Raw genomic sequence first — 23,141 nt, 5'->3', positions numbered from 1 at the left:
GTCCGACAGGTCCTCGCAGAGTTCGACTTCATGGCAAGGGACTCTTTCAGGAGCTATCGCACTCTGAAAGGACCCTTTTAATCATAATCTAACCGGTAAACGCGTTCATTTAACATGCTGTTATTAAACTTCTCTACGAACTTTAACGTCTTCGGATACACATTCATATAATTTACAATAAAGTTATTCGCACTGAGGGTCTACGTAAATCAAACACCCTCTTTCTCATCAATCAGCTTTTTATAAAACGAAAAAAGATGGTTGAAATGTTCATCAACTGTTCGGATAGATTCTATTGCAGCGTTCGCGCAACAATTAGTTAGATGACTGCGATCGCGCCCGGTAACTCTCAACAAAGCTTCAGCAAGGCTGGTATTATTACCGGTTTCATAAATCTCTGCATAATCCGGATCCGCCAGGTCTGTACCTCCACCGCTGTCGGGTACAACAATCGGGAGTCCGCTGCAGATAGCTTCTGCAACTACAAGCCCGAATGTTTCCGCGGCAGATCCATGAACAAAGTAATCGCAGCTAGCCATAATATCAGCAAGTTCGGACCGATTGGACGTAAAACCCATTAACTGAATGTTTTCAACATCTTTGACTTTAAATTCAATCCATTTTTTAATCGGTCCGCCTCCAAAAATAATCAAACCCATCGGCTTATTTTCTGATGCGATTTTAAAACCATCAATAATCGTGCTGAGTCTCTTTTCGGGGTGATGACGACTGACAGAAATCAACAGGTGAGCTTCTTCAGGTAATCCCAGCTCTTTTAAAATTTTAGATCTTAATTCTGAGTCTCTTCTTTCCGGAGAAAAAAAGTTTTTATCAATCCCAAACGGAATTGAAACAGGATTATGGATATTGTATTTCTTCAGCCTGTTTTCAAGCCAGTCTCCGCTAACAATCGTTGCATCATATTTATTGCTCAATTTCTTCAAGAACCGCCAATAGAAGCTAAAAAGCCGATCGATCCGATCTAAAGAAAAGAAGTTACCGAGAAATGTGTGTGGATAAACTGCAACGGGATCTTGGTGAAAAATAAGTGTTTTAACCGCATCACCCTTCCACTGTCCTGCAAACCATCCACCGGTCCAAGCCGAGGATCCTTCTACCACATCCGGTTTTTCGCGGTCGATAATTTTGTGAACTTCCTTTTGCCGCCATAAGATCGTATATCGTGGATCTAATGGTAATCGTGGTCCCTGAACCCAGATAACTCGTCCTCCAAACCGTTCTTCCTCTCCTGGTTCTGTATTGGGAGCAATAATAACCATCTCATGACCCAATCGATTAGCCGCTTTAAGTTTTTGATTAATATAGGTTTTTACCCCGCCACCCTGATCAGTATAAAATTCAGCTACATCGATTATTTTCATCTACAGAAAACCTTATATGTATTGGAATAGTAAATACGTAGAGCCACGTTTTTAAGAGTAGCGAATATGAGCTTTTTCATTGCCCCCTTTTTAAACTCAAATTATAAATTTGCTTACTTAAAAGCTTAAACGAAAGATAACTGTTGACAAATATGATTAAATAAACTGCTATTTATGATAAATAAATCAACAATACTGACCTTTCGACTCAATTACATCGAACAATTTTGCAGCATAAAGATAAACTGAACTACAATAAGTGAGACAAATAAAATTAGCAAATGATTCTATTCATCATAACGAAGCATAAGATAAAGTAAAAAATCCCAATTGATTCATCCTGATATTGTGAGATAATCAACCGAAAGAATATATTTGTACTTGTAAAGATTTTAAACTGAAACGACGCCCGTAAAGTTCTACTCGTTCAAGGGTAAGAATTAACCACCGAAGTGTAAAAATCAAATGGATAATTCATTCTCTAAAAAAGGGATTAAAATCATCGGTGTAATATTTGTACTCTATGCAGTACTTGTTGCATCACACAAAGGGGAATTTTGGCCTTTTAGTATCTATCCTATGTTCTCCCAGGCCGGTAATCCATGGACACGCGCAATGGTTTTGGATGTAACAGATCTGCCGGACGACCAAATTTGGGAAACTCACTCCTTATATAATCGATTTGCAGAACCTGTACCGCTAAAAGAGCATGGTATTGACCAAATTGATTTTTCTAACTTTATATCTAAAACAGAAAACTGGACACCGGAACGAAGAGAAGCTTTGCGCTACATGTTTGGACAGAATAGACTCGGCTCACAACGCTGGATGGCTTCAAAAGTTCGTGGACAGCTTGTTCAAGAGGATTCCGTTATCGTGGAAATTAAACCGTTCCTGTTAGTCACTGCCGATACCGTTCGCATGAATCCAACTTTAGACAAATCGGAATATTTCAACGGAGAGGAATAGATACGATGCGCTGGTACGAAAAAATTGGCAATCAACTATTTGAACCCAACAGGAGGGTTACACCCGGAGAACTTATCTTTTTCAAGTTTTTTGAGCTTTTTATCCTTCTCTATACCATTTACTATTCATGGTCATGGGGACTCTATACAAAGCTTCATAACTCAGAAGTTGTACTGTCGCTTGGTCTTGCAAACTATTTCGATGTCTCCTACCTATTTGATCACAATATTCCACTTTTTATAGCATTTCTGACCTCAATCCTGGGAATTTTTGGATTTTTCAGAAAAGGGCCTAAATGGCTCTATGCAGTAGTCTTTTTCCTGCTGCATTTACAGTATGTTATTCGATATTCACAGGGTGAAATACCCCACAGCCAAAACATGATTGGTTTATCAGTTTTTTGCCTGGCTGTTGGTTCTATATTCTTCTCTGATAAGCAAAAAATGCCGCGTTTTGTTTTGGGGGCTATCATCTTCTTCGTAGGCTTAGGTTATACCTCCGCATTTTTTTCGAAACTGATTGGCACTGGTTTCAACTGGTTCGACGGCAGACACCTTTGGCTTTGGATTAGTGAAAAAAGTGTTGACATTCTTTCACGTGAGGGAAGCTTTCAATTGAATTTCTTACAACAATTAGCACTAAGCAGTACCCTGTTATCCTCAATGATTCTTCTTTTTGGATGGCTTACAGAGTTGATTGGTTTTACAGCCTGGTGGAAAAAATTGCGCCCCTATACCATCTCTCTTCTCATTTTAATGCATTTCGGAATCACGTTAAGTATGAATATCCGGTTTGATGCATTTGTCTTGGAATTAATTCTGATTGGATTTCCCTGGTACAAAATGATCGATCGGTCTGTAAGTTCAACACCCGCCTGGATTCAAAAAATGGTTTAATCCTCAATCAAACCTTTTTATAGACTTAAAGCGTTTACCAGTTATAGCTCTATCCCCGCCACCTGAAGGGGCCTAACTCGTAAAAGTGTTAGGCTGATAAATTTGTGAACCCAGGTAGTACAGCGCTATGGGTAATGCAGTGAGTAAGAGGTAAAATTCTGAAGTTCTTAGATCAGAATTCAGGTCCGGAACTCCAAAGCGGTTGGCTATAAATACTATTGCCAAAATTACACCAAAAAATAGAAAAATTAGTACTACCGGAGCAGACTTTGCAGATGAAAAGAACTCTTTTGATTTTTGATGAATGAATGTCCAGTTCAGGAAGACGGCATATGCTAAAAAGTTTGGAAGGAAAGCGATGTTCAGCAAAACCATCGTAGAAAAATGAAAGATCACTGCTAAGCATACAAAAACCCTGGTTGATTTGGGATGCATAATTGCCAGCAGGAAACCAGTTTCAAACACAACCGTCCCATAATCAAGCAACTCCCATGCAATTTTATTTTCAATGGCCAAGGCGTGTGATGCCAGCAGATCTTGACGTCCGTTCAGGAAAAACTGCTTGAAGTAGTGCCCATAAGTAGCCTGAGTGCCGACATCCAACCATCCACCTAAAATCTTCGGGAATCCAGCGGTAAACATCATAAAACCAAGCATCAATGCTAATAACACCAGAGGCCAATTTTGGACCTCATGATCAGTATAGGATTTTGATTTCATCAATGAATCTACAGAGAGTGATTTGCCCCACCCGCTAAATGCCATAACCAACGGCACAACAGCGATTAACAGATCGTGATTGATTTTACCAACGCTGTAGAAAAATCCTTTCAAAGAGAGGAACAAGACACCTGCAACGATTGATGAAAATTTAGTTTTAAATCCAACCAAGAGAGATATGAGCGAAGCAATCAGCAGATAATGCATTGCATAGAAAACCATTTCGGACGGAAATTCTTGAAACAACCCCATCGGGCCGGGAGGTGGGTTGAAGAAATCCGCAGGAAGTGACCCTAAAAAGCTATATATCTGAGTGGCCGGTAAGAGGAAAAGCAATAAAAACAGGGCAGCAAAAATCCTGTAAAGTGCCAACCCTTCTGCCGACACTGAAAACGAATTGAAAATCCAGTTCGAAAATCTGTTCTTTTTGGTCGATTCCATTACTCCGTATCCAAAGAGATCGTGAATGTTTCAGTAGTCTCCCGATCAATCAAACTCACGGAACTGCCCTCTTGTCGATAGGTGACAACTCCCCACTCTACACTGAGTGATGAAAAGGATTGGCCAGGGTACAACCGTTCAAGCTGATCCCGAAACCATTGTTTAGCTTCATCGCTGAACTCTTTTTGTTTGTTGAAATTGCTCCTCAAAAATCCCTGGAGTTGTGATGCCGGCAATCCCTCAAAAAGATGTGACGGGGCTATCTCTGTTCTCTTCTGCTGATCGTTATTTGTAATAGCAAAAAATCTTGCTTCATCTATCTCAACATTATCCTCCGTTGCGAAAACACTCTTAAATCCCGGGAAAACGAAAGCAGGCCAGGGTTCACTACCATTCAACCCAATAACTCCCACCAGTGCGTACTGAATCGGCAGGTATATGATAAAAAAAAGAAAAATGCGCTTAATGGTTTTCGGCTGCATCTGTTTTCTCCCGGTTTCCAGGTCCTAAGTGAGATTTTATAACCAAGTTTAATTGGCTATTTTTCGAAAACTACTCAAATATTCTTCTTGCCTGAAATTATTTTGCAAAAAGTACTACACTATAAAACAAATTTTCTGAATCCTTCGGAAACATTTATCGCCCGACTGGTGCAAAATCATGTCAGATATAAACCAGTTGCACTCTGTTACCGAGAGAGAGCATTCACTGAAAAATTAGAACTATGTGCGGTACCGAAAAATGGTCTTGAGTCCTGGATCAATACGGCTGCTTTTCATACCAACATGCCCCTGCCCTTTTATGATAAAACATTAAAAAATCTACAACCGGCCCTTATTCACGCTCACTTTGGGTATGATGCCTACAAACTCACAGGCCTGGCAAACAAGCACGAAATACCTTTGATTACCAGCTTTTACGGGAGTGATGTATCCCGTCTTCCTTCAGAGTTTGGCTGGAAACGACGCTACAAGAAACTTGCTGCCCGTGGCGATCACTTTATTGCAGCAACAGATTTTATGAAATCCCAACTGACTGCCCTTGGTTTTCCCCGCAATAATATATCCGTCGTTCGTTTTGGTTTGGATTTAAAGAAGTTTCAGTACCATGAAAATTCGCCGGCACCCCAAAAAATAATGATGGTGGGGCGAATGGTTGAAAAAAAAGGATTCAAGTATGCTATTGAGGCTGTATCAAATCTTTGCAAGATTGGTATGAATCCCCAGCTAAACATCTACGGATATGGGCCTCTCGAACAATCCCTAAAAAAATATTCAGAACAATTAGGCATCGGCCGTTCTGTACACTTTCATGGTTATCAACCCATTGAGAAGATTATGGAAGCTCACAATCAACACAGTATAATGCTGGTTCCAAGTACCACGGCGTCTGATGGTGATATGGAAGGCCTGCCTAACACCATTTTGGAAGCAATGGCAAAGGGAACTTTGGTAGTTGCCTCAAATCATGCAGCCATACCGGAAGCAGTTATAGATCAAGAAACTGGTTTTTTGTTTGATGAAAAAGATGTAGATGGCCTCACGAAAACTCTAAAATTAATTATAGAGGGAGAGTACGATCTAAATAACATTCAAAGAAATGCCCTAGCACTGGTGGAAAAGCAATACAGTGTTACACGGATGGTTGAGGAAGTGGAAAACATTTACGACTCCATAACAGCCTGACCCCACCTGTTTTGTGATAGCTTAATTTCTTAGCTTTATAAGCCATCAATTGTCATTCTAAATAGATTTAATGAAGATACTGATCTATGCTACCACCTTTGGGGCAGACTTACTGAGCTTCACAAAATATCTCACCGATAACACCCAGTCTGAAGTAAAAGTTATTTTAAACGATGCTGAAAAATTTACAAAAGAAGGGATCTTTGATTTCTGGAATATTGATATTGACTTAAAAAGTTCAACAAAAATGAGTCCCCTCCGGGGTATTAAGGGGTTTGAACCCGATATTACGATCATGGATAACAATATCCCGTTGCGTAAAATCAGTCCTAAAGCGTTGGTTCTATGGCACGGATATGGATGGAAAGGCCCTAATGATGAAGTGGAATGGAAGTGGATTCATCGAAATATCGGACTTACCTGGGGCAGCATGAAAGAACCCAACCCGAACATTAAATGGCAGTGCTTTGGCCCAATTGATTTTGAACATCGCAGTAATATCAGTGGATTTCATCCTGAGAACTGCCTAACACTTGGTTCCGCCAGTCATGATTATTTACAAAAAGATGTCCCAAAAGAAGATCTTCAACCCTACTATCCATTTGATGTGGTGAACCGAAAAACGGTATTAATTGCCCCGACATGGCATTATGGAGAGGTTTTTTCTCACTGGGGGGATGATGATACGCTTTTTAACAAACTACTCTCTGATTTACAGGAAAGGAATGTAAATGTTATTCTTCGTCTTCACGATTCTTTTCGTTTTGAACATCACTACCTGGAGTTTTTACAACAGCTTGAAACCAGCTACAGCAATGTAATGCTGAAATATAAAGACCATAATCCCGACAATTTTTTGGATCTACAGGTAGCCGATGTTCTGGTCACTAATTTCAGCAGCATTGCAAATTTATTTTATGCCACAAAACGTCCCACGGTTCATATTTATCCCGTAAAAAGTAAAGATGAATCGTTCATGTGGCTCAATAAAACACTCTTTGGAATCCGAAAGAAAAAAGTAGATTCGGTGAAGTTCATCTGGAAATATTCTCCCGAGGATAACGGCGGTTTGCTTGCCCATGATTTTGATACGATGATGGACCAGATCATTGAAGGACTGGAACATCCTCATTGCTGTGAACAGGCAGCAGAGGAATATCTTGATAAACATATGCTATCAGCCGATGGAAAAAGTTGCGAACGCACCTGGAATGCTGTTAAAGAGCTTGTCGAAAATTGATAGAGACCCTATCTGAACACTGAATGATTATTTGAAGTTTGACCCCCACAATTACATTAGAAGATTTACATAATACCAAGAACCGGATATTCTTTGTCCTGGGTACGAGCAGGTCCGGGTCAACCCTTCTGCAAAGCATGCTCAGCAGCCACAGCGAAGTGATAGTACCGCCCGAAACCCATTTCTTTAATTCCTATCAACACCTGCAAAAAGAATTTAAAAGCACTAACAGAAGAACCGACTTCAGAGAAAGAGTTATAGATTTCTGGTACGATCAAAAAACCCGAATTCGGGATTTGAATTTACAAAAGGGGGAAGTATTAAAACTCGCCGAAAATTTGAACCTCGCAAATCCTCTCGAGCTATTTACGCTCCAGCTCACCATGTACAGGGTTGAGCGTGATAAATTAATTATCGGCGAAAAAACACCGCGCCACATGCTTCATGTGCCTGATATATTGGATGCCTATCCAAGTGCAAAAATCATTTCCCTGTTTAGAGATCCAAGAGCCAAAGCATATTCAGAGATTAAAGCTCAATTTGGTTCCCCCTCTGTACTTGTATCAACGAAGCGCTGGAAAAAATATGTCCGGGTTCACGAACAACTACAGCAAGAACTTGATAAAAAACAGTACCTGATGATTCGTTACAGCGATTTAATTGCGGATGCCGAAGGTGTTCTTCAAAAAATTTGTGATTTTTTAGGCGTATCTTTTGAGAAACAGATGCTAAACTATTATGATCGGGATGAAACAGGATTTGCCGACGGTGAAACATCCTGGAAAAAGCGGACACTAAAACCGATTCAAAAGAACAGGAATGAGGATTGGAAATCTGCCTTAACGAATTGGCAAATTGCGTTGATTGAAAACACAGCTGGTGATTATCTTAAAAAGATGAATTTTAAAACATCGAACGTAAAGTCTCTTCCTTTTCCCATAAAACTGTTATGGAAAGCTGTTGATTACAGCAGATCTGCCCGGGCAGCTATTACCCGTTCAAGACAAGAAGGATATATAGATCCTCATACATTTAAATTTTAATTATAACGAACTCAAAAGAACAAAGAATTGACGACGTGGGTGTATTTCAAAAAATAGGTGAACAGATAACAGCCGCATCCGATGCTATGGGGTTTGAACGAAGAGACCTCCAAGCTGATCTCGGTGTGCCGTGGCATTATGTAAAAAGCAAGGTTTTAAATTCTCATTTCAAATGGGATTATGATGAAATTGAGCGTTACTGCATGTTTATTGGCTATCCCCGCAGCGGTCATACACTCGTGGGATCGCTTCTGGATGCTCATCCCGAAGTGGTTATCTCTCACGAACTGGATGCACTTCGCTACCTGAGAGCCGGCTTTAGCCGCGAACAGATCTTTTCGATGATTCTTCATAAGGACAAGGTCTTTACGGGAAAAGGCCGCGAATGGACCGGATACGATTATGCCGTAGAAGGACTTTGGCAGGGCCGCTATCGTCGATTACGAGTCATAGGTGACAAAAAAGGAGGAGGTTCTTCACGGCATTTGCAGGCTAAGCCGGATATTATAGAAAAGCTGCGAAAAAAAATGCAGTTGCCTATCAAACTAATACATATTGTTCGTCATCCGCTAGATAATATCGCCACTCATAAACGAAAGTATTCCGTCAAACCAACTCTCCAGGAAGCGATTGATGATTACTTCAAGCGTGTAGAAGCAAATGCGAAATTGAGATCCGAGGTTGCGAAAGAGGAATGGTGCGAGCTTACCCACGAGCAGTTCATTGAAGAACCGGAGCAATCCCTCACAACGCTGATTGAGTTTCTTGAAGTAGAGCCATACGACGTTTACATCAAAGCTGCGGCTGATAAGGTATTCAACTCTCCTTCAAACAGCCGAAATAAAATTGAATGGCCAAAAGAGATGGTTGACCAGGTTGCCGAGAGAAGTCAAAAATATGAGTTTCTGAAAGATTATGACTTTTCGGTTTAGCTTCGAATAGCCTGGATTGCATCTTTTTCACGAAACCAGATTACGGTTGCAGCCACTGCAAATACAAACAGGGATGCAAGTACAATCAGCAGCAGGCTAGCCTCTCCAAAAATTGCGTTTATTCCGTACCTAACAGCATAAGCCAAAGCCGCTAACGGTATTAGAGTTCCAAAAGCGGCAATGCTTTTCAGGCCGAAAGTCAAGGCATTCGTTTCCGTAAGTTTGGAACCGAAGTAGATCAAAACGATGGAGGCGAGGGGATATACCGTAAGCCAGACAAGGGCTACGGCCATCATGCTGAATTGTGCAGTTATTAAAAACCCGGCTGGCAGCAATATGGCATTGGCAGAAGTGTAATAGAAAATAAATCTTGCTTCACCTTTGGCATTAATGAGTTTCGGAAGAAGCGTTACAAGACATTGAATGATACCTACAACCACAAAAATTCTCATGTAGGGAACTGCCGGTAACCATTTTTCATAACCTACAAATGGCAGAAACCAGTCGATGTACACCCCGATAATTACCATCACCGTCCCTACCAGCAGCATACTGGCTCGGGACATCGTAAAGAAGTAGTTTCGAAGTCTTGGAATCTCGTACTGAAGTTTAGCAAAAGCCGGGTAAGCCACCCTGTTGATCACATTGGCCAATTCCTTAACCGTATCAAAAACAAGTCGGTAGGCAAAGGAATAGATTCCAACCAATTCCATAGAAAAGAACTTCCCGATAATCAGATAGTCGGCATTCATATAGAATTTTTGGAAAAAGTTTGATCCGGTAGTAAACATTCCAAACTCTATGAGTCCTTTCACCTGGTTGTAACTATAACTCAGACGCGGCCAATACGGCTTGAAGACCATACAGAATAGCATCTGCCCCACTTTATTTGCCAGTTCAGCAAGAATAATGGCCCATGCACCAAAACCGGCATATGCCAGGTAGATCATCAATCCCGCCGAGGAAGCCAGTGCCACATTATCACTAATGGCCAGTTTCTTAAACTCAAGATCCCGCATCAGGAGTTTGCTCGATATCATATAAAAACTGAATGCTATAATACCCAGCATGTATACCCTGATCATAGAGGAAAGCACGGGAGTATTATAAAATGAAGCGATAAAAGGGGAAGCAATGAACAGGATAAAGTACACGACAACGGATAGCAGAAAACTGGTCCAAAACAGTGAATCGATCTGAGTTCGTCCGATCCTTTTTTCTTGAACTATTGCCGTACCAAGACCCAGTTCCGTTAGCGCTTTTGTAGTACTAAAAAAGGCCAGTGCGAGTGCAGCAATTCCGAACTGTTCTTCAGAAATAACTTTAAGCGTATAGAAAAGAGCAACTGCATTCAACAGGCGGGCTGAAACAGAACCCACACCGCTGTATAACACCGATGACGCTACTCTGCGGGCAAAGGGGCGATCACTCATTTTCGTTTATAATCATCGATTCAGATGTTATTTCGTGAATTTTTTAAGTGTGCAAATATAGGGGGAAGTTGAGAGGAATAGAAATTCTGAGATAGCAAATTTCGACTCAATGTACAGATAAAATTTCTGCTGATATATTTAAATAACAAGCTCAAATTCTTTATCTTTGCGCAGCGAAAAAAACTTCACTTAAATAAATACGATGTCAGAAAACAACCAAAAATCACAATCACATGGGAAGCTCTTAGTTTTGACACCCGGCATGGGTGCTGTTGGTACCACTTTTATTGCCGGCGTTGAATCGATAAGAAAAGGACTTTCCAAGCCAATCGGGTCGCTCACCCAGATGCAGACGATTCGATTGGGAGCTCGATCTGAGAATCGGAGCCCACTGATTAAAGATTTTCTTCCACTGGTTGATTTGGATGATCTGACTTTTGGCGGGTGGGATGTCATTCCTGATAACGCTTATGAGGCTTGTAAACGTGCTCAAGTGTTGAAATCGGAGGATATTGAACCAATTTCTGATTTCCTGAAAGGAATAGAACCAATGCCTGCTGCTTTTGAGCAGAAATATGTGAAAAAGCTTATTGGCGATAATGTAAAAGAGTTTACAACGAAGAAAGACCTGACCGATCAGCTTCGAACGGATATCCAAAATAAAATTAAGGAGACCGGTGCCGAACGAGCTGTAATGGTTTGGTGCGGATCTACCGAGGTTTTTATGTCGCCATCGTCCTGTCATATGTCGATCGAAGCATTTGAAGAGGGTTTAAAAAATAATGATGAATCGATCTCTCCCTCTCAACTCTACGCATATGCAGCTATCATGGAAGGTGTACCCTATGCCAATGGTGCTCCCAATCTTTCAGCTGATGTCCCGGCGCTTACACAACTTGCCATTCAGAAAGAGATTCCAATTGCAGGTAAGGACTTTAAAACCGGCCAAACATTGATGAAAACAATCCTGGCTCCCGGCTTTAAAACACGAATGCTTGGAATAAAGGGGTGGTTTTCAACGAATATTTTAGGAAACCGGGATGGTGAAGTTCTCGATGATCCTGAAAGTTTCAGAACTAAAGAGGTTTCAAAAACAGGCGTTCTGGATACAATTCTACAACCGGATATATACAACGATCTGTACGAGGATCTTTATCACAAAGTACGCATCAACTATTATCCACCATCCGGAGATGAGAAAGAGGGATGGGATAACATCGACATTTTTGGTTGGATGGGATACCCTATGCAGATCAAAGTTAATTTTCTCTGCCGTGATTCCATTCTTGCCGCTCCGATTGTACTCGATTTGGCACTGTTCTTAGACCTTGCGAAACGAAAAGGTAAAAAAGGAATTCAGGAGTGGTTAAGTTTCTATTTTAAAAGTCCGCAGGTGGAAGACGGGCATATCCCCGAACATGATATTTTCATACAACATTTTAGATTGAAGAATACGCTTCGAGTTATGGGGGGCGAAGAACCGATTACCCACCTTTCAGAAAATTTTGAAAGTTACACGTAAAAACCGTTGTTCGGGCAAACATCTTATATGAAGAAGACAGGTATAATTTTAGCAGCCGGCTTTGGGTCACGCCTGGCAGGTACTGATGATGATACAGATCTAAAACCACTCACCAACGTAAATGGAATTCCTCTGATCTATCGCACCATCCGCAGTTTAAAGATTGCAGGATGCAGTCGCGTAGTAATTGTTCTCGGCTACGGATTCGAACAAATCAAAGAGGATATTCTGGAATCTTATACCGGTGACCTGCCCATAGAATTTGCCCGCAATGAACAGTATGATTTGAGTAATGGCATTTCTGTTTTGGCTGCAGAACCATTTGTTGAAGGGAATTTTATCCTCACAATGGCAGATCATATCCTTTCGGATGAAATGATGTTGTTGGCAAAAGAACACGTACCGCCCGAAAATGGTGCAACCCTTCTTGTAGATTTCAAATTGGATGAGATTTTTGACATGGATGACGCTACCAAAGTCGATTCCCAAAATGGCCGCATCCACTCAATCGGGAAAGAGATTACCGATTTCAACTGCGTAGATACCGGTGTTTTTGTATGTACACCGAGTTTGCTAAATGAAATCAAAAAAGTATTTAAAAAACAAGGTGATGCGTCGCTATCGGATGGGATTCAGGCATTAGCAAATAAAAACAAAATGCACACTCTCGATATTGGAAATGCATTCTGGCAGGATGTTGATACACCTGAAATGCTCGAACACGCCGAAAAGATACTTAATACAGAAATCCCCGCCGAAGTTTAAGAGATAGAGATTAATAATTTCAACCCTTCAATATAAAGTGATTAGGGTTTAATCTTTGGCTACCATGTAATAGAAGTAGCCTGGTTTCTCACCATCAATTTCAACCGTACCATTCATTTCAAGAAGTTCCCCGCCCGTCACGCGTTTGGCAAAAAATCGTTGAACCCGGCCGAGTTCACTCAAAAGAGAATAGGTGTTATAATGTTCCTGTACATTAACTTTAAGGGTACTGGCTTGATCGGTATAAATCATCACTTCTGAGTCTAAATTATCTTCACTGCTGACCTTCTCAATTGATGAGGGAGTTATCATTGAATGCCTTCCATTTTGGTAACGGATACCATAACCTATTGGAGGTTCGGTTTCATTATTCTTGAGTGTAATGAAATGCATATACATACCATTCTCCGCGTCTCCTTTTTTAATTCGGTAGCTGCGGTCAATTAGCTCGGTTGACAAGTTATTTTGATATATATGATCCATGTATCCCACCCCTTTCGCCTGTAGCGTATCTCCATTAATAGCCACATAACCTTTAACCTTAGCATGGGGTATCAAAAGTTGCATCCCGATTTCATTATCCTCCATTTTATAAACACCGTCTCCCAATTTCTTGCCCTGAGAGATCTCAAAGAATGTCAGGTTCAAATCGTACCGTACTCCATCATTCGTATTTTGAAAGTTGATAGTATGCTCATCATCAAAATTTCCTTTTGCCCAGTAGGGACGGTCATGTCTCAATCGGAGATAGGTACTATCAGCAATATTAATGAGGTCACCCGGATCGTACTGCTTATTAACAACATAGGTGTTACCGTCCGTCCAGCTAACCATCAATTTAACTCCGGTTACACGATCTTTAAAGGCACCAAAATCATTGATTGAAAATGTGTTGATGATTTGTACACCATTTTCCAATTTCACATGATAGGTCCAAAGTTCGTTATAATATTTTGATGGCAGATTTTTGGCAAGAAAATCTTCCGAATCAGTATTCTGAAACCTCTTCTCGGGAAATTCTATATTATTTTGCGCCCGAAGCTCAAATTGAAGTAAGGCAAGCGTGAAAAGAATGAATATTCCTAACTTCTTCAATTGATTGGAGTTGGCTGAAAAAAGCTTAGTACTTCTTGATATCATAATTTTAATTTAAAAACCAATGTCAGTTTCGAGATAAAAATTTAAGCTGTAACCAATTTTTCAATTGACTCCAATCGTCTGATGTTATGACTTTCAGAAGAGTGCCCAGTATCGAAAAAAGTAGTAAATAAGTTATTATACTTATCAATAAACCAAGTACAGAATTCGCTTCACTGATTAAAATATATCGTCCATACCAAATGGGTACCGCCGTCAATACAGAAACGCCCAGTACCTTCAAATAGTACGGAAACGGCAATACCTTACGGGCCGGCAGTTCCATATGCGTTCCAATTCTTCTGAGTGTGATATACCAATTGTATAGGTTCGCAATCAGTGTACCTAAAGCCGTCCCGTTGATCCCGTAAAGCATCGTAAGCGGGATACTTAATATTAAGTTTGCTACCACAAGGTTTATACTTAGATAAAAAACACCCCTTGTATCACCAAAAGCCTGTAGAATGCTGCCGTAGTGAGTAACCCGGACCAGAACAATGAGGTTGTATATTTGAAACGGCAGAACAGCATTTCGGTAACTTGTCCCTTCCGACTCAGCAATAATGGCAATCAGATCTGATGCAATTATGATTGAAAGTATTGTAAGCGGAACTACCAACAGACTCACTTTCTGAACACCCTTGTACCAAAGCTCTAACAACTCTTCTTTTTTTGACTCCAGCTGGAACTCAACGTAGCGGCTGATTAACACCGAACCGACAGCAAAAGGAATCACTCGAATAATCGGAACCTCCTGGGCACCAATTGTATACTCAGCATATGCCGTTACAGGAAGCAATATGGAGACCACAAACTTATCTACATATCGATTGATTTTATTTACTAAGGCGGACAGGCCGAGCGGCAATGAAAAATTAACCTGTCTTCGCACTGAAATTTCTGAATCACTTAGTTTGCCTTCGGGTAGAACTACTCTCATCCAAACCCATGATCCGATAAATCGAATCAAACCATATGCTACAAGGCCATAAACTGCGATATCTAATGCATAACCCAGTGCAAGCGGCCCTACCAAAAGCAAAAAGGTTAACAAGCTGGTTATCATCTCGTACCATGCAGACTCCTTCTGTCTGTCGAGTGCAAGCAGAATGTTTGTAACCGGCCATGTGGGTATTTCAAATACAGCTACAAGGGCCATAAAAGGTAACAAGTGCTGAACCTGCTCGATGCTGTCCGGGCTCCACTCTGTGAGGAACGAGGGGGCAAAATAACCCACCAATAGGATGAATATACCGGCTATTAATGCTGTTCCCAGCAGTATCAGTGTAGTTTGATTTACGAAAGCCCGCTTTGCACTGCCGCTCACTCTCTCGAAAAAGTAAAAGACACTGTCCGGGAATCCGAGAGTAGCCAGGTTTCTCGCTACCTCGTGAATCATCAGTAGGTAACCAATTATGGCAAAGTCTGTTTTTGATAAGATCTGTATCGTGGCAATAACTATCGCCAGGTCAATAACAGTAGTTACAATTCTTGCGAAAACAACTACCCCGGCCTTCTCCGATAAATTGGTAGATTTTTTACTCATTTTTTAAGAGCTCGTCAAACAAAGAGGCCAGTTCTCCTGATGTGTGTTTTGCATCATACATATTTCTGTCGGGGATCTCTTTTTCTGCAGACAGCAGAAAGGTTTCACCATTTTGTTTTGCCCTGGCAAACGAATGCAATAGTTCGGCAATCTCTTTCTTTTCCTCCGGATGGACCTGGATACCTGCTTTGCTACGCATTATAATATCCCCTATTTCCGGGTTGGCCGTGATTGAGAAGATCGGAATTTGCACCGCAAGGTAATCCCATAACTTTGCAGGGATCACCTGTTCTCGTTTCATATTTGTACTTAGCAGTAAAATATCCGCACTCTTCAAAACAGGCAGCATTTTTTCCGGTACAACCGGCTCATGACAAATAAAATTATTCTCCAATCCATACTTCCGGATAATCTGACTATTCTCTGCGTCGGGTTTTCCAAAACTATGAATATGGATGTATGATGCGTCTTCCGGGCGAACCCTTTTCAACATTCGTAACGCATCGGCAATGGGTGTTACGGGACTCAAGCGCCTGAAACGACCAAAAAACATTATATTCAGGAAATCAGGATTTAAATTTTCTCCCCATGTTTCATTCTCATACTCTTTGATCAAACGAGAATCGTAAGAGTTATAAATGGTCTTGGTTTTATCTGTTGATAGATTAAACTCATTCACATACCTTTTTTCAGTCAGCCCGGATGTAAAAACTACTCGCTCTGCATTCAGTAAGATTTTAAATTCTACATCTCTGTCTAATTTCATAGAAAACGGCGACCGATCTCTCAGGTTTACCTCAGCAAGCGTCCAGGGATCTCGAAAATCAGCAACGAATGGCTTTGATAAACTTCTTGCGAGCTTTTCTCCCAACCATAAACCTGACCATGGATCACCGGTTGCCCAAATGAGATCAGGATCAATCTCCTTCACTTTTTTTCTGATCTTAAAATACCTCAATAGAAAAAGGTAGATCCATGAATCGATTGGCGTTTGTTTATCCAGCCAATCTAACAAAGGAGTAGCTTTTTGCTCTGAATCAGAATCCCTTTTTGGATTGGTAGTTCGATCGAACGGTGGTTGAATTTCAATCACCGGAATCTCTTCAAGAAGTTTATTCTCTAACTCCGTATAACGGTCTCCCGGACTGGAAATGGTTAGTATAACCGGTTGATAGCCATGAGAACGCAGATGTATTGCAAACTTAAAAGGCCTTAAAGCGCCTACACGTCTTCTCGGAATAAAATAAGGCGCTATCATCAATACCGTTTTCATCAATAGGAAATTATTTTTTATTCCTTATTTCAATCTGAATGGGCATACCAACAGAAAAAAGTTGAGGCTACATTTGCTGAGATTTGACGAGTTTTTGCCAGCATCTTTCGGAAAAATCGTTAAGGGGACCTTTCTGATGATACCATCCAAAATGCAGGCAATATGGAGTAACGTACATATAATCACCTTTCCCGGGGATGGATGTAAGCATCCGAATTAACAATTTTTGAAGCCAGCGTTTCTTCAGTCCCTTTAAATCATAGATAAATTGATTTCCAAATAGCAGGCATTTTACGTTATGAAATTCTTCATCATATTCAGTAAAACTTTCAATAAAATCTAATTGCGGGCTTTCAAACCCATTTAACCATGGAATGACTTGAACTTCCAATTTTGCCATCGCCATTGCAAAACTCCATTCACAAGATTCCTCACTGCGTCCTTTTTCCTCTTTTCGGCTCCTGAAGTGTGTTTCTTCTCGCCTGTTTAACATCTCTTTAGCAAGTTCGCACACTTGCTTCGTTAAATCATAATCACCAGCGAATATCAAACCGGACTGAACCCGGCTCAAATAGGTGATATCAAAACGTCTTAGTGTACGTTTTCTCCGCCTGAATATTATATCTTTTAATACCCTGAACCCCTTTGGAGCTCCAAAAAACAGATCGGAGGTTTGATTTCCTGTAATCGTAAATTTATATGCACTAAACTGTTTCCAGAGGTTGTCTGGATTCTTGCACCACAGAATATCGCTGTCGAGAAAGAGGTTTTTTTTAAATACTAAAAACCGGTTTACGTTATGTTTAAAACCGGTTATAGAACGATAATCTTCCGGAAGGTGAAGGATATGTGTAAAGAGATTTTGAATGTTTGAATCTAATAGTATCTCTTTGTGTTCGTTTGAACAATAGAGAACCACCGGCCGATCCTGATCATATCTTCGCAGTGTTTGTACACTGGCAATGGCATGCTTGAGATATTTGAGATCTCCATACGTGGAATAAACATAGCCTTCATCTGCAAGTGGCTTGCCGGATAAGGATGTTTCCATGTATTCTAATTAAGTTGATGATCGGGAAGCGCGGCGTCTAAGGCTATCCATAAGTGCATCAAAACCCCGCTGTCTTATAATACTTTGAAACTGTCGATTATACGAATCGGCCGTTGATACCTCATCAATCGTCATATCTGTGATCATCCAGGTATCATTGAAATCTTGCAGATTATAATCTACAGACGTTCGCACATCTTCTAACTGTGCTGTTGTAGCCACATATGCCGAGTCTTGATTTACTTCGATCGAATTGTATGTAACCTCCGCCCGATAAATATCTAACCGGTTCAAAGAATTATCACGAATAATTGTTGAAAACAAAGATACAAATTCTTCTCTTTCTTCCTCGCTTATTTCATCATAAGTATCACCAAGAGCGTGCTCAGCCATGGATTGGTAATTAATTACATCATTAATGATATCCTTTAATCGATCTCGCTGATCTTGAGTGTAATCCGTTCCTTTTGGCCCCAATAATTCTTTAATTTCTTGATCACGCTCTTCAAGCATTGCCTGGATCGCATCAGCCTCTGTTTGAGCAAACGCAGATGGAATCACTAAAAGACCAATTATCAAAAATGTGTAAATGGTTCTAAACATATCAGGTTAATTTAAATTCAGTTGAGAAATAGGCAAACCGCCTGCTTTATACAGGGCTGCTATCTTCTTATTCAAATCAAATATATTTTGTTTCAATTTAACGCGCAGTTCTACTTCTTTTTGAAGTGCGTCCAGGAGATTTTCAGCATCACCAAAACCGATATCATAATTTAACTGTTCATTCCGTACCCATTTACGGGCGGTGGCAAGAGCTTCTTCCGTTTGCTTCATCCTGGTTTCCGCAACAGTTGCCTCACGATAACGTTCATTCAGGTCTAATATGATTTGGTCAGATACAGCCTTTTCAAGATCGTTGACACGTCTGTATTCAATCCGTGCTCTGTCAACCGTGGCACGCATCGATAAGAAGTTCAGGTTCTGCCTGATACCGAAACCTACACCAACCGAACCATAATTTGTATTATTCCTGATAAACGGATTGGTCTGGCGGGGTCTATTCGGAGTATTCGCAAAGCTACCTGTAATACCGAGAAAAAACATGGGGTATTGCTGAGCTTTTTCAGCCTCCAGCCTCTTTTCCAGTGCAGTAATTCCGAACTCCACTCCCCTCATCTCAGGGCGTTCCTGAATCGCTTTGTCGCGATAATAATTATATTCTTCAAGTTGATAAGGCACGGGATCCAGGAAGTTTTCATCCGGAATATACGTAACATTGGGCTCTGCCTGGAGAGCATAATCCCAAACTCGTTTTATATAATTTATGCTCTCCTGAACTTCTACCTGCCTTGTTGCAAACTCTGATTTAAAAATTTCAAATTTAAATACATCTGATTCCTGCAGGTCTGGATTTCCCTCTTCTCTCATCTTATTAAGTTCTTTTTCAGCGTCATCTAACTTTTCATTCGCATCTTCAAGGATTCTTGAAATTTCCATTGCCAAAAGGTAACTGTAGTAAAGTTCAAACAGTTGAATTTCGGCCTCTGCTTTTACTGCGCTAAATTCGTATTGTGCGGATTTAGCCCCCGCTTCTGCAGCTTTAACCGCACTTGAAACCGCTCCCCAGGTATATATTGGTTGAGTAGCAGAGAGTTCAGCCCGGGTAAATACAGCCCAGTTGTTCCAGTCATTTTCAAGGTTCGGGTCGAGGTAATACTCTCCTTCTCCCAAATCATCACGGTTACTTTCAACACCGGGAACAACTCCATGTTGTGTATTGAGTTCAAAACGTGGAAAAATACGGCGGGATTTAACAGTACGAACACGATTTTCTGCCAAATCCACCTTACCACTTTCGTAAGCAACCTGACCAGAATTTTCTAATCCTCTTTCAATAAATTCGGGTAACGTAATAGAAAGTGTATCCTGTGCAAAAGATGGTTTGAAGAGTACAAAAAGAAGCAGTAGAAGTACCCCTGTTCGATATAGTTCTTTACAGTTTTGCATTATGGCATGTTAGATTGAAAAGGTTTAAGCCATGAACGTACAACTATCATCATTATTTAATAGAAAAGCCCCAACACAATGGTTGAGGCTTATGCTATTAATGCGGAGGGAGAGGGATTCTCCCGAGGGGATCCCTTTGGGGGAACCCACCGGAGACCGCGAGGCCTCAAATAATCCCTTTCCTCTTTAAATATTGATATCCTTCAATACTTTTGAAAAACATTTCCCTTCTATATGCTTCGGATTTTGTTTTAAAAGTTTCCTTATGAATAATTTCAAATGGCCTGTGAGCTTTTGTGCTCCGTACACGGCCTTGATTATGTTGCTTTAATCTTTCCTCTAAATCCTTCGAATGACCGTAATAATGAAAGTCATTCTTTTTACTACACAAAATGTATGTGTAATACAAAATTCTGGAGGTTAACTAAAAAAAGAGCGGAGGGAGAGGGATTCGAACCCCCGGAGACCGCGAGGCCTCAACGGTTTTCAAGACCGCCGCATTCGACCACTCTGCCATCCCTCCAAAAAATGTAACTTGATGATGAATAAATTAATATTCAAAAATCATCAATCATAAATTTTAATTGTCCTCAAGTGCAGCCGCACCAGACACAATTTCTGAAATTTCTGTGGTAATTGCACTTTGTCGTGCCTGATTATACTCAAGCTTAAGATCTTGTTCCAGTTCTTTTGCATTTTCAGTTGCATTGTCCATTGCTGCCATTCGGGCACCTTGCTCAGATGCATTCGATTCAAGAACAGCTCGCCAAAGTTGCATATTCAAATGAACGGGTAACAATTTCTCCAAAATAGATACAGGATCAGGCTCAAAAATATAATCTTTATTAGTTGATGATTCCTCTTCCTCCTCACCTATCGATTCGGTTTTCAGAGGAAGTGCTTCCTCAATTAATCTATTTTGAGTGATTACCGTTTTGAACTCATTAAATGCGATCAAAACTTTGTCGTAGTACTCTTCTACAAATTTCTCTGAAGCAAAAGTCATTATCTCCGAGGTTTCTTCGTAATTCAGATCATCAAAGAAACCGGGAAATGCTTCAATAACGTTGTAATCTCTTTTCTTAAAATAACCGGACGCTTTTTTACCAATGGTGATCAATTCCAAATGACCCTGATCATTAAACGTACTGTATTCATCAGAGATTACGCCTTCAACTTTTCTAAAAAGATTATTATTGAACCCACCACAAAGTCCGCGATCAGATCCAACAACAATTAATAAAATACGCTTTGTCTCTTCCGGTTTTCTCAAGAGATCATTCTGTAGATCCTTTTGTGTTGAAACAAGTTTTGACACAACTTGTCCCATCTTTTTAGAATACGGACGTGTAGCATTCATACGCTGCTGAGCCTTTCGCAACTTGGCAGCAGCCACCATTTTCATGGCTTTTGTAATCTGCTGGGTATTCTTTATCGATGATATCCGATTTCGTATGTCCCGGAGATTCGCCATTCAGTTACTTCTCTTCAGTTGTTGCTAACAGTTGATCGATAGTACTTTCCGCAGTGCTGATCAGTTCATCGGCAAATGAATCATCCAATGTGCCCGTATCTCCCAAGGCATCCATTTTCTTTGAATATTTGGCCTGGACTGTTTCGAGAAACATCTCTTCAAACTCACCAATCTGATCAATAGAAAGTTTATCAAGCAAACCTTCATTATTAATTTTCAGAAGCGCAATTTGTTGTTCAACAGGAAGTGGTTTGTATTCACCCTGTTTCATCAGTTCTACTGTTCTCTCCCCACGTTTCAGCTGTCGTTGTGTGGCAGCATCAAGGTCTGAACCGAACTTTGCGAATGCTTCTAACTCACGGTATTGTGCAAGGTCGAGCTTCAACGTACCAGATAGTTTCTTCATCGATTTAACCTGTGCAGACCCACCTACCCGAGATACTGAAATCCCTACATCAATGGCAGGCCGTATACCGGAGTTAAACAGATCTGTATCGAGGAAGATTTGGCCGTCAGTAATAGAAATTACATTTGTTGGGATATAAGCGGATACATCACCCGCCTGAGTTTCAATAACAGGCAGCGCGGTGAGTGATCCTCCACCTTTCACTTTAGGAGCGAGTTCATCAGGGACATTATTCATCTGCTTGGCAACATCGTCATTCTCGATGATTTTCGCTGCACGCTCCAATAATCGACTGTGTAGATAAAATACATCCCCGGGGTATGCTTCACGTCCGGGAGGTCGTCTCAACAGAAGTGAAAGTTCACGATAAGCTACCGCTTGTTTAGATAAGTCATCATAAATTACAAGCGCATGTCGGCCAGTATCACGGAAATACTCACCAATAGCGGCACCGGCAAACGGTGCAATGTAACGCAATGGGGCTGATGCACTTGCAGGTGCAGAAACGACAACTGTATAATCTAGTGCATCGTGCTCCTTCAGAGTGCTAACAATATTTGCTACTGTTGAACCTTTCTGTCCTACAGCTACATAGATACAGTAAACCGGTTTTTTTGTTTTCTGCGTATTCTTCTGGTTGATGATAGTATCAATTGCAACCGCTGTTTTACCTGTTTGGCGGTCACCAATAATCAACTCGCGCTGTCCACGTCCAATCGGAATCAATGAGTCAATAGCTTTTAAACCGGTCTGCAGTGGCTCACTAACGGGCTCCCGATAGATTACACCCGGAGCTTTACGTTCCAATGGCAGCCGAAGTGTATCACCGGAAATTGCTCCTTTCCCGTCCAGCGGTTTACCAAGTGGATCTATCACTCGGCCAAGAAGACCATCTCCAACATTTAAAGATGCGATACTCTTTGTTCGCTTTACTGTATGTCCCTCCTCTACAACTTTGGAAGAACCAAAAAGTACAATACCAACATTGTCCTCTTCAAGATTCAGTACCATTCCGCGAATAGGGTTTCCGTCCCCGTCAACAGCATCAGGAAGTTCTACCAATTCCCCGGCTTGTACTTTGGAAAGGCCGTAAACACGTGCAATACCATCACCAACTTCCAGTACGGTACCCACATCATAAACATCCGCTTCACCGTCAAAACCGGTGAGTTGTTTTCTTAAAATAGCCGATACTTCGTCAGGTCTGACTTGACTCATT

At 40.9% G+C, this 23,141-nt stretch carries 21 protein-coding genes and 1 tRNA gene; 8 read left to right on the top strand and 14 right to left on the bottom strand.

Annotation, left to right across the window (positions count from 1 at the left end; genetic code table 11):
* Positions 1-209 precede the first annotated feature (209 nt).
* Positions 210-1,382, bottom strand: a complete 1,173-nt coding sequence (locus L6773_RS18130; RefSeq protein ID WP_237855940.1) for a glycosyltransferase — start codon at positions 1,380-1,382, stop codon at positions 210-212.
* A 465-nt stretch (positions 1,383-1,847) separates the two neighbouring features.
* Here L6773_RS18130 and L6773_RS18125 point away from each other — a divergent pair, with 465 nt between their 5' ends.
* Complete coding sequence (locus L6773_RS18125; protein ID WP_237855939.1) at positions 1,848-2,351, top strand: hypothetical protein; 504 nt, start codon at positions 1,848-1,850, stop codon at positions 2,349-2,351.
* 5 nt (positions 2,352-2,356) lie between these two features.
* Positions 2,357-3,247 carry a hypothetical protein gene (locus L6773_RS18120; protein ID WP_237855938.1) on the top strand — a complete coding sequence of 297 codons (891 nt, stop codon included), beginning with the start codon at positions 2,357-2,359 and terminating at the stop codon, positions 3,245-3,247.
* 72 nt (positions 3,248-3,319) lie between these two features.
* Here the strand turns inward: L6773_RS18120 and L6773_RS18115 are convergent, their stop codons facing one another.
* Positions 3,320-4,408, bottom strand: a complete 1,089-nt coding sequence (locus L6773_RS18115; protein WP_237855937.1) for an HTTM domain-containing protein — start codon at positions 4,406-4,408, stop codon at positions 3,320-3,322.
* Positions 4,408-4,890: a hypothetical protein gene (locus L6773_RS18110; RefSeq protein WP_237855936.1), complete on the bottom strand. Its 483-nt coding sequence runs from the start codon at positions 4,888-4,890 to the stop codon at positions 4,408-4,410. The genes L6773_RS18115 and L6773_RS18110 overlap by 1 nt, the downstream gene beginning before the upstream one ends.
* An 87-nt stretch (positions 4,891-4,977) precedes the next feature.
* Between L6773_RS18110 and L6773_RS18105 the strand changes: the two genes are divergently transcribed.
* From L6773_RS18105 to L6773_RS18090, 4 genes are all read left to right on the top strand, one after another.
* The gene (locus tag L6773_RS18105; protein ID WP_237855934.1) at positions 4,978-6,093 is read left to right on the top strand and encodes a glycosyltransferase; all 1,116 of its coding nucleotides are present in this window, start codon (positions 4,978-4,980) and stop codon (positions 6,091-6,093) included.
* A gap of 70 nt (positions 6,094-6,163) precedes the next feature.
* Positions 6,164-7,333 carry a CDP-glycerol glycerophosphotransferase family protein gene (locus tag L6773_RS18100; protein WP_237855933.1) on the top strand — a complete coding sequence of 390 codons (1,170 nt, stop codon included), beginning with the start codon at positions 6,164-6,166 and terminating at the stop codon, positions 7,331-7,333.
* A 38-nt stretch (positions 7,334-7,371) separates the two neighbouring features.
* A complete protein-coding gene (locus L6773_RS18095) occupies positions 7,372-8,376 on the top strand; it encodes a sulfotransferase family protein (protein WP_255727789.1) in 1,005 nt (334 codons plus the stop codon).
* Positions 8,377-8,411: 35 nt separating this feature from the next.
* Complete coding sequence (locus L6773_RS18090) at positions 8,412-9,308, top strand: sulfotransferase family protein (RefSeq protein WP_237855931.1); 897 nt, start codon at positions 8,412-8,414, stop codon at positions 9,306-9,308.
* Here L6773_RS18090 and L6773_RS18085 read toward each other — a convergent pair.
* A complete protein-coding gene (locus L6773_RS18085) occupies positions 9,305-10,741 on the bottom strand; it encodes a lipopolysaccharide biosynthesis protein (protein ID WP_237855930.1) in 1,437 nt (478 codons plus the stop codon). The two genes, L6773_RS18090 and L6773_RS18085, sit on opposite strands and share 4 nt — an antisense overlap.
* 202 nt (positions 10,742-10,943) lie before the next feature.
* Here L6773_RS18085 and L6773_RS18080 point away from each other — a divergent pair, with 202 nt between their 5' ends.
* The gene (locus L6773_RS18080; protein ID WP_237855929.1) at positions 10,944-12,263 is read left to right on the top strand and encodes an inositol-3-phosphate synthase; all 1,320 of its coding nucleotides are present in this window, start codon (positions 10,944-10,946) and stop codon (positions 12,261-12,263) included.
* Positions 12,264-12,290: 27 nt separating this feature from the next.
* Complete coding sequence (locus L6773_RS18075; RefSeq protein ID WP_237855928.1) at positions 12,291-13,028, top strand: phosphocholine cytidylyltransferase family protein; 738 nt, start codon at positions 12,291-12,293, stop codon at positions 13,026-13,028.
* Positions 13,029-13,076: 48 nt separating this feature from the next.
* Here L6773_RS18075 and L6773_RS18070 read toward each other — a convergent pair whose 3' ends face one another.
* The 10 genes from L6773_RS18070 to atpA all read right to left on the bottom strand — a co-directional run bounded on the left by L6773_RS18070 (position 13,077) and on the right by atpA (position 23,140).
* Entirely contained in the window at positions 13,077-14,168 is a 1,092-nt protein-coding gene (locus tag L6773_RS18070) for a hypothetical protein (RefSeq protein WP_237855927.1), read from the bottom strand.
* Positions 14,169-14,190: 22 nt separating this feature from the next.
* Positions 14,191-15,711, bottom strand: a complete 1,521-nt coding sequence (locus tag L6773_RS18065) for an oligosaccharide flippase family protein (protein ID WP_237855926.1) — start codon at positions 15,709-15,711, stop codon at positions 14,191-14,193.
* The gene (locus L6773_RS18060; RefSeq protein WP_237855925.1) at positions 15,704-16,984 is read right to left on the bottom strand and encodes a glycosyltransferase; all 1,281 of its coding nucleotides are present in this window, start codon (positions 16,982-16,984) and stop codon (positions 15,704-15,706) included. The genes L6773_RS18065 and L6773_RS18060 overlap by 8 nt, the downstream gene beginning before the upstream one ends.
* Positions 16,985-17,051: 67 nt before the next feature.
* Positions 17,052-18,035 carry a glycosyltransferase family protein gene (locus L6773_RS18055; RefSeq protein ID WP_237855924.1) on the bottom strand — a complete coding sequence of 328 codons (984 nt, stop codon included), beginning with the start codon at positions 18,033-18,035 and terminating at the stop codon, positions 17,052-17,054.
* A 9-nt stretch (positions 18,036-18,044) separates the two neighbouring features.
* Positions 18,045-18,638, bottom strand: coding sequence for a Tgt2/MlaC family protein (locus tag L6773_RS18050; RefSeq protein ID WP_237855923.1), 594 nt, complete (start codon positions 18,636-18,638; stop codon positions 18,045-18,047).
* Between the two features lie 6 nt (positions 18,639-18,644).
* Positions 18,645-20,042 carry a TolC family protein gene (locus L6773_RS18045; protein WP_237855922.1) on the bottom strand — a complete coding sequence of 466 codons (1,398 nt, stop codon included), beginning with the start codon at positions 20,040-20,042 and terminating at the stop codon, positions 18,645-18,647.
* A 166-nt stretch (positions 20,043-20,208) separates the two neighbouring features.
* Entirely contained in the window at positions 20,209-20,451 is a 243-nt protein-coding gene (locus L6773_RS21810) for a GIY-YIG nuclease family protein (RefSeq protein ID WP_369431594.1), read from the bottom strand.
* Positions 20,452-20,478: 27 nt separating this feature from the next.
* A tRNA-Ser gene (locus L6773_RS18040) sits at positions 20,479-20,565 on the bottom strand.
* 57 nt (positions 20,566-20,622) lie between these two features.
* On the bottom strand, positions 20,623-21,516 hold the full coding sequence (gene atpG / locus L6773_RS18035; protein WP_237855921.1) for an ATP synthase F1 subunit gamma: 894 nt from the start codon (positions 21,514-21,516) through the stop codon (positions 20,623-20,625).
* A 4-nt stretch (positions 21,517-21,520) separates the two neighbouring features.
* The gene (atpA, locus tag L6773_RS18030) at positions 21,521-23,140 is read right to left on the bottom strand and encodes a F0F1 ATP synthase subunit alpha (RefSeq protein ID WP_237855919.1); all 1,620 of its coding nucleotides are present in this window, start codon (positions 23,138-23,140) and stop codon (positions 21,521-21,523) included.
* Position 23,141: the final 1 nt, after the last annotated feature.

The sequence above is a fragment of the Rhodohalobacter sulfatireducens genome, assembly GCF_022012475.1.
Lineage (GTDB): Bacteria > Bacteroidota > Rhodothermia > Balneolales > Balneolaceae > Rhodohalobacter > Rhodohalobacter sulfatireducens.
This window is presented reverse-complemented; position numbering and strand designations above follow the sequence as displayed.

What these genes read in the sequence shown, in the direction of transcription:
- L6773_RS18045 (WP_237855922.1), bottom strand. Translation starts at nt 20,042, where the DNA reads ATGCAAAACTGTAAAGAACTATATCGAACAGGGGTACTTCTACTGCTT.
- L6773_RS18070 (WP_237855927.1), bottom strand. Translation starts at nt 14,168, where the DNA reads ATGATATCAAGAAGTACTAAGCTTTTTTCAGCCAACTCCAATCAATTG.
- L6773_RS18130 (WP_237855940.1), bottom strand. Translation starts at nt 1,382, where the DNA reads ATGAAAATAATCGATGTAGCTGAATTTTATACTGATCAGGGTGGCGGG.
- L6773_RS18060 (WP_237855925.1), bottom strand. Translation starts at nt 16,984, where the DNA reads ATGAAAACGGTATTGATGATAGCGCCTTATTTTATTCCGAGAAGACGT.
- L6773_RS18085 (WP_237855930.1), bottom strand. Translation starts at nt 10,741, where the DNA reads ATGAGTGATCGCCCCTTTGCCCGCAGAGTAGCGTCATCGGTGTTATAC.
- atpA (WP_237855919.1), bottom strand. Translation starts at nt 23,140, where the DNA reads ATGAGTCAAGTCAGACCTGACGAAGTATCGGCTATTTTAAGAAAACAA.
- L6773_RS18100 (WP_237855933.1), top strand. Translation starts at nt 6,164, where the DNA reads ATGAAGATACTGATCTATGCTACCACCTTTGGGGCAGACTTACTGAGC.
- L6773_RS18075 (WP_237855928.1), top strand. Translation starts at nt 12,291, where the DNA reads ATGAAGAAGACAGGTATAATTTTAGCAGCCGGCTTTGGGTCACGCCTG.
- L6773_RS18065 (WP_237855926.1), bottom strand. Translation starts at nt 15,711, where the DNA reads ATGAGTAAAAAATCTACCAATTTATCGGAGAAGGCCGGGGTAGTTGTT.
- L6773_RS18110 (WP_237855936.1), bottom strand. Translation starts at nt 4,890, where the DNA reads ATGCAGCCGAAAACCATTAAGCGCATTTTTCTTTTTTTTATCATATAC.
- L6773_RS18120 (WP_237855938.1), top strand. Translation starts at nt 2,357, where the DNA reads ATGCGCTGGTACGAAAAAATTGGCAATCAACTATTTGAACCCAACAGG.
- atpG (WP_237855921.1), bottom strand. Translation starts at nt 21,516, where the DNA reads ATGGCGAATCTCCGGGACATACGAAATCGGATATCATCGATAAAGAAT.
- L6773_RS18050 (WP_237855923.1), bottom strand. Translation starts at nt 18,638, where the DNA reads ATGTTTAGAACCATTTACACATTTTTGATAATTGGTCTTTTAGTGATT.
- L6773_RS18055 (WP_237855924.1), bottom strand. Translation starts at nt 18,035, where the DNA reads ATGGAAACATCCTTATCCGGCAAGCCACTTGCAGATGAAGGCTATGTT.
- L6773_RS18125 (WP_237855939.1), top strand. Translation starts at nt 1,848, where the DNA reads ATGGATAATTCATTCTCTAAAAAAGGGATTAAAATCATCGGTGTAATA.
- L6773_RS18080 (WP_237855929.1), top strand. Translation starts at nt 10,944, where the DNA reads ATGTCAGAAAACAACCAAAAATCACAATCACATGGGAAGCTCTTAGTT.
- L6773_RS18115 (WP_237855937.1), bottom strand. Translation starts at nt 4,408, where the DNA reads ATGGAATCGACCAAAAAGAACAGATTTTCGAACTGGATTTTCAATTCG.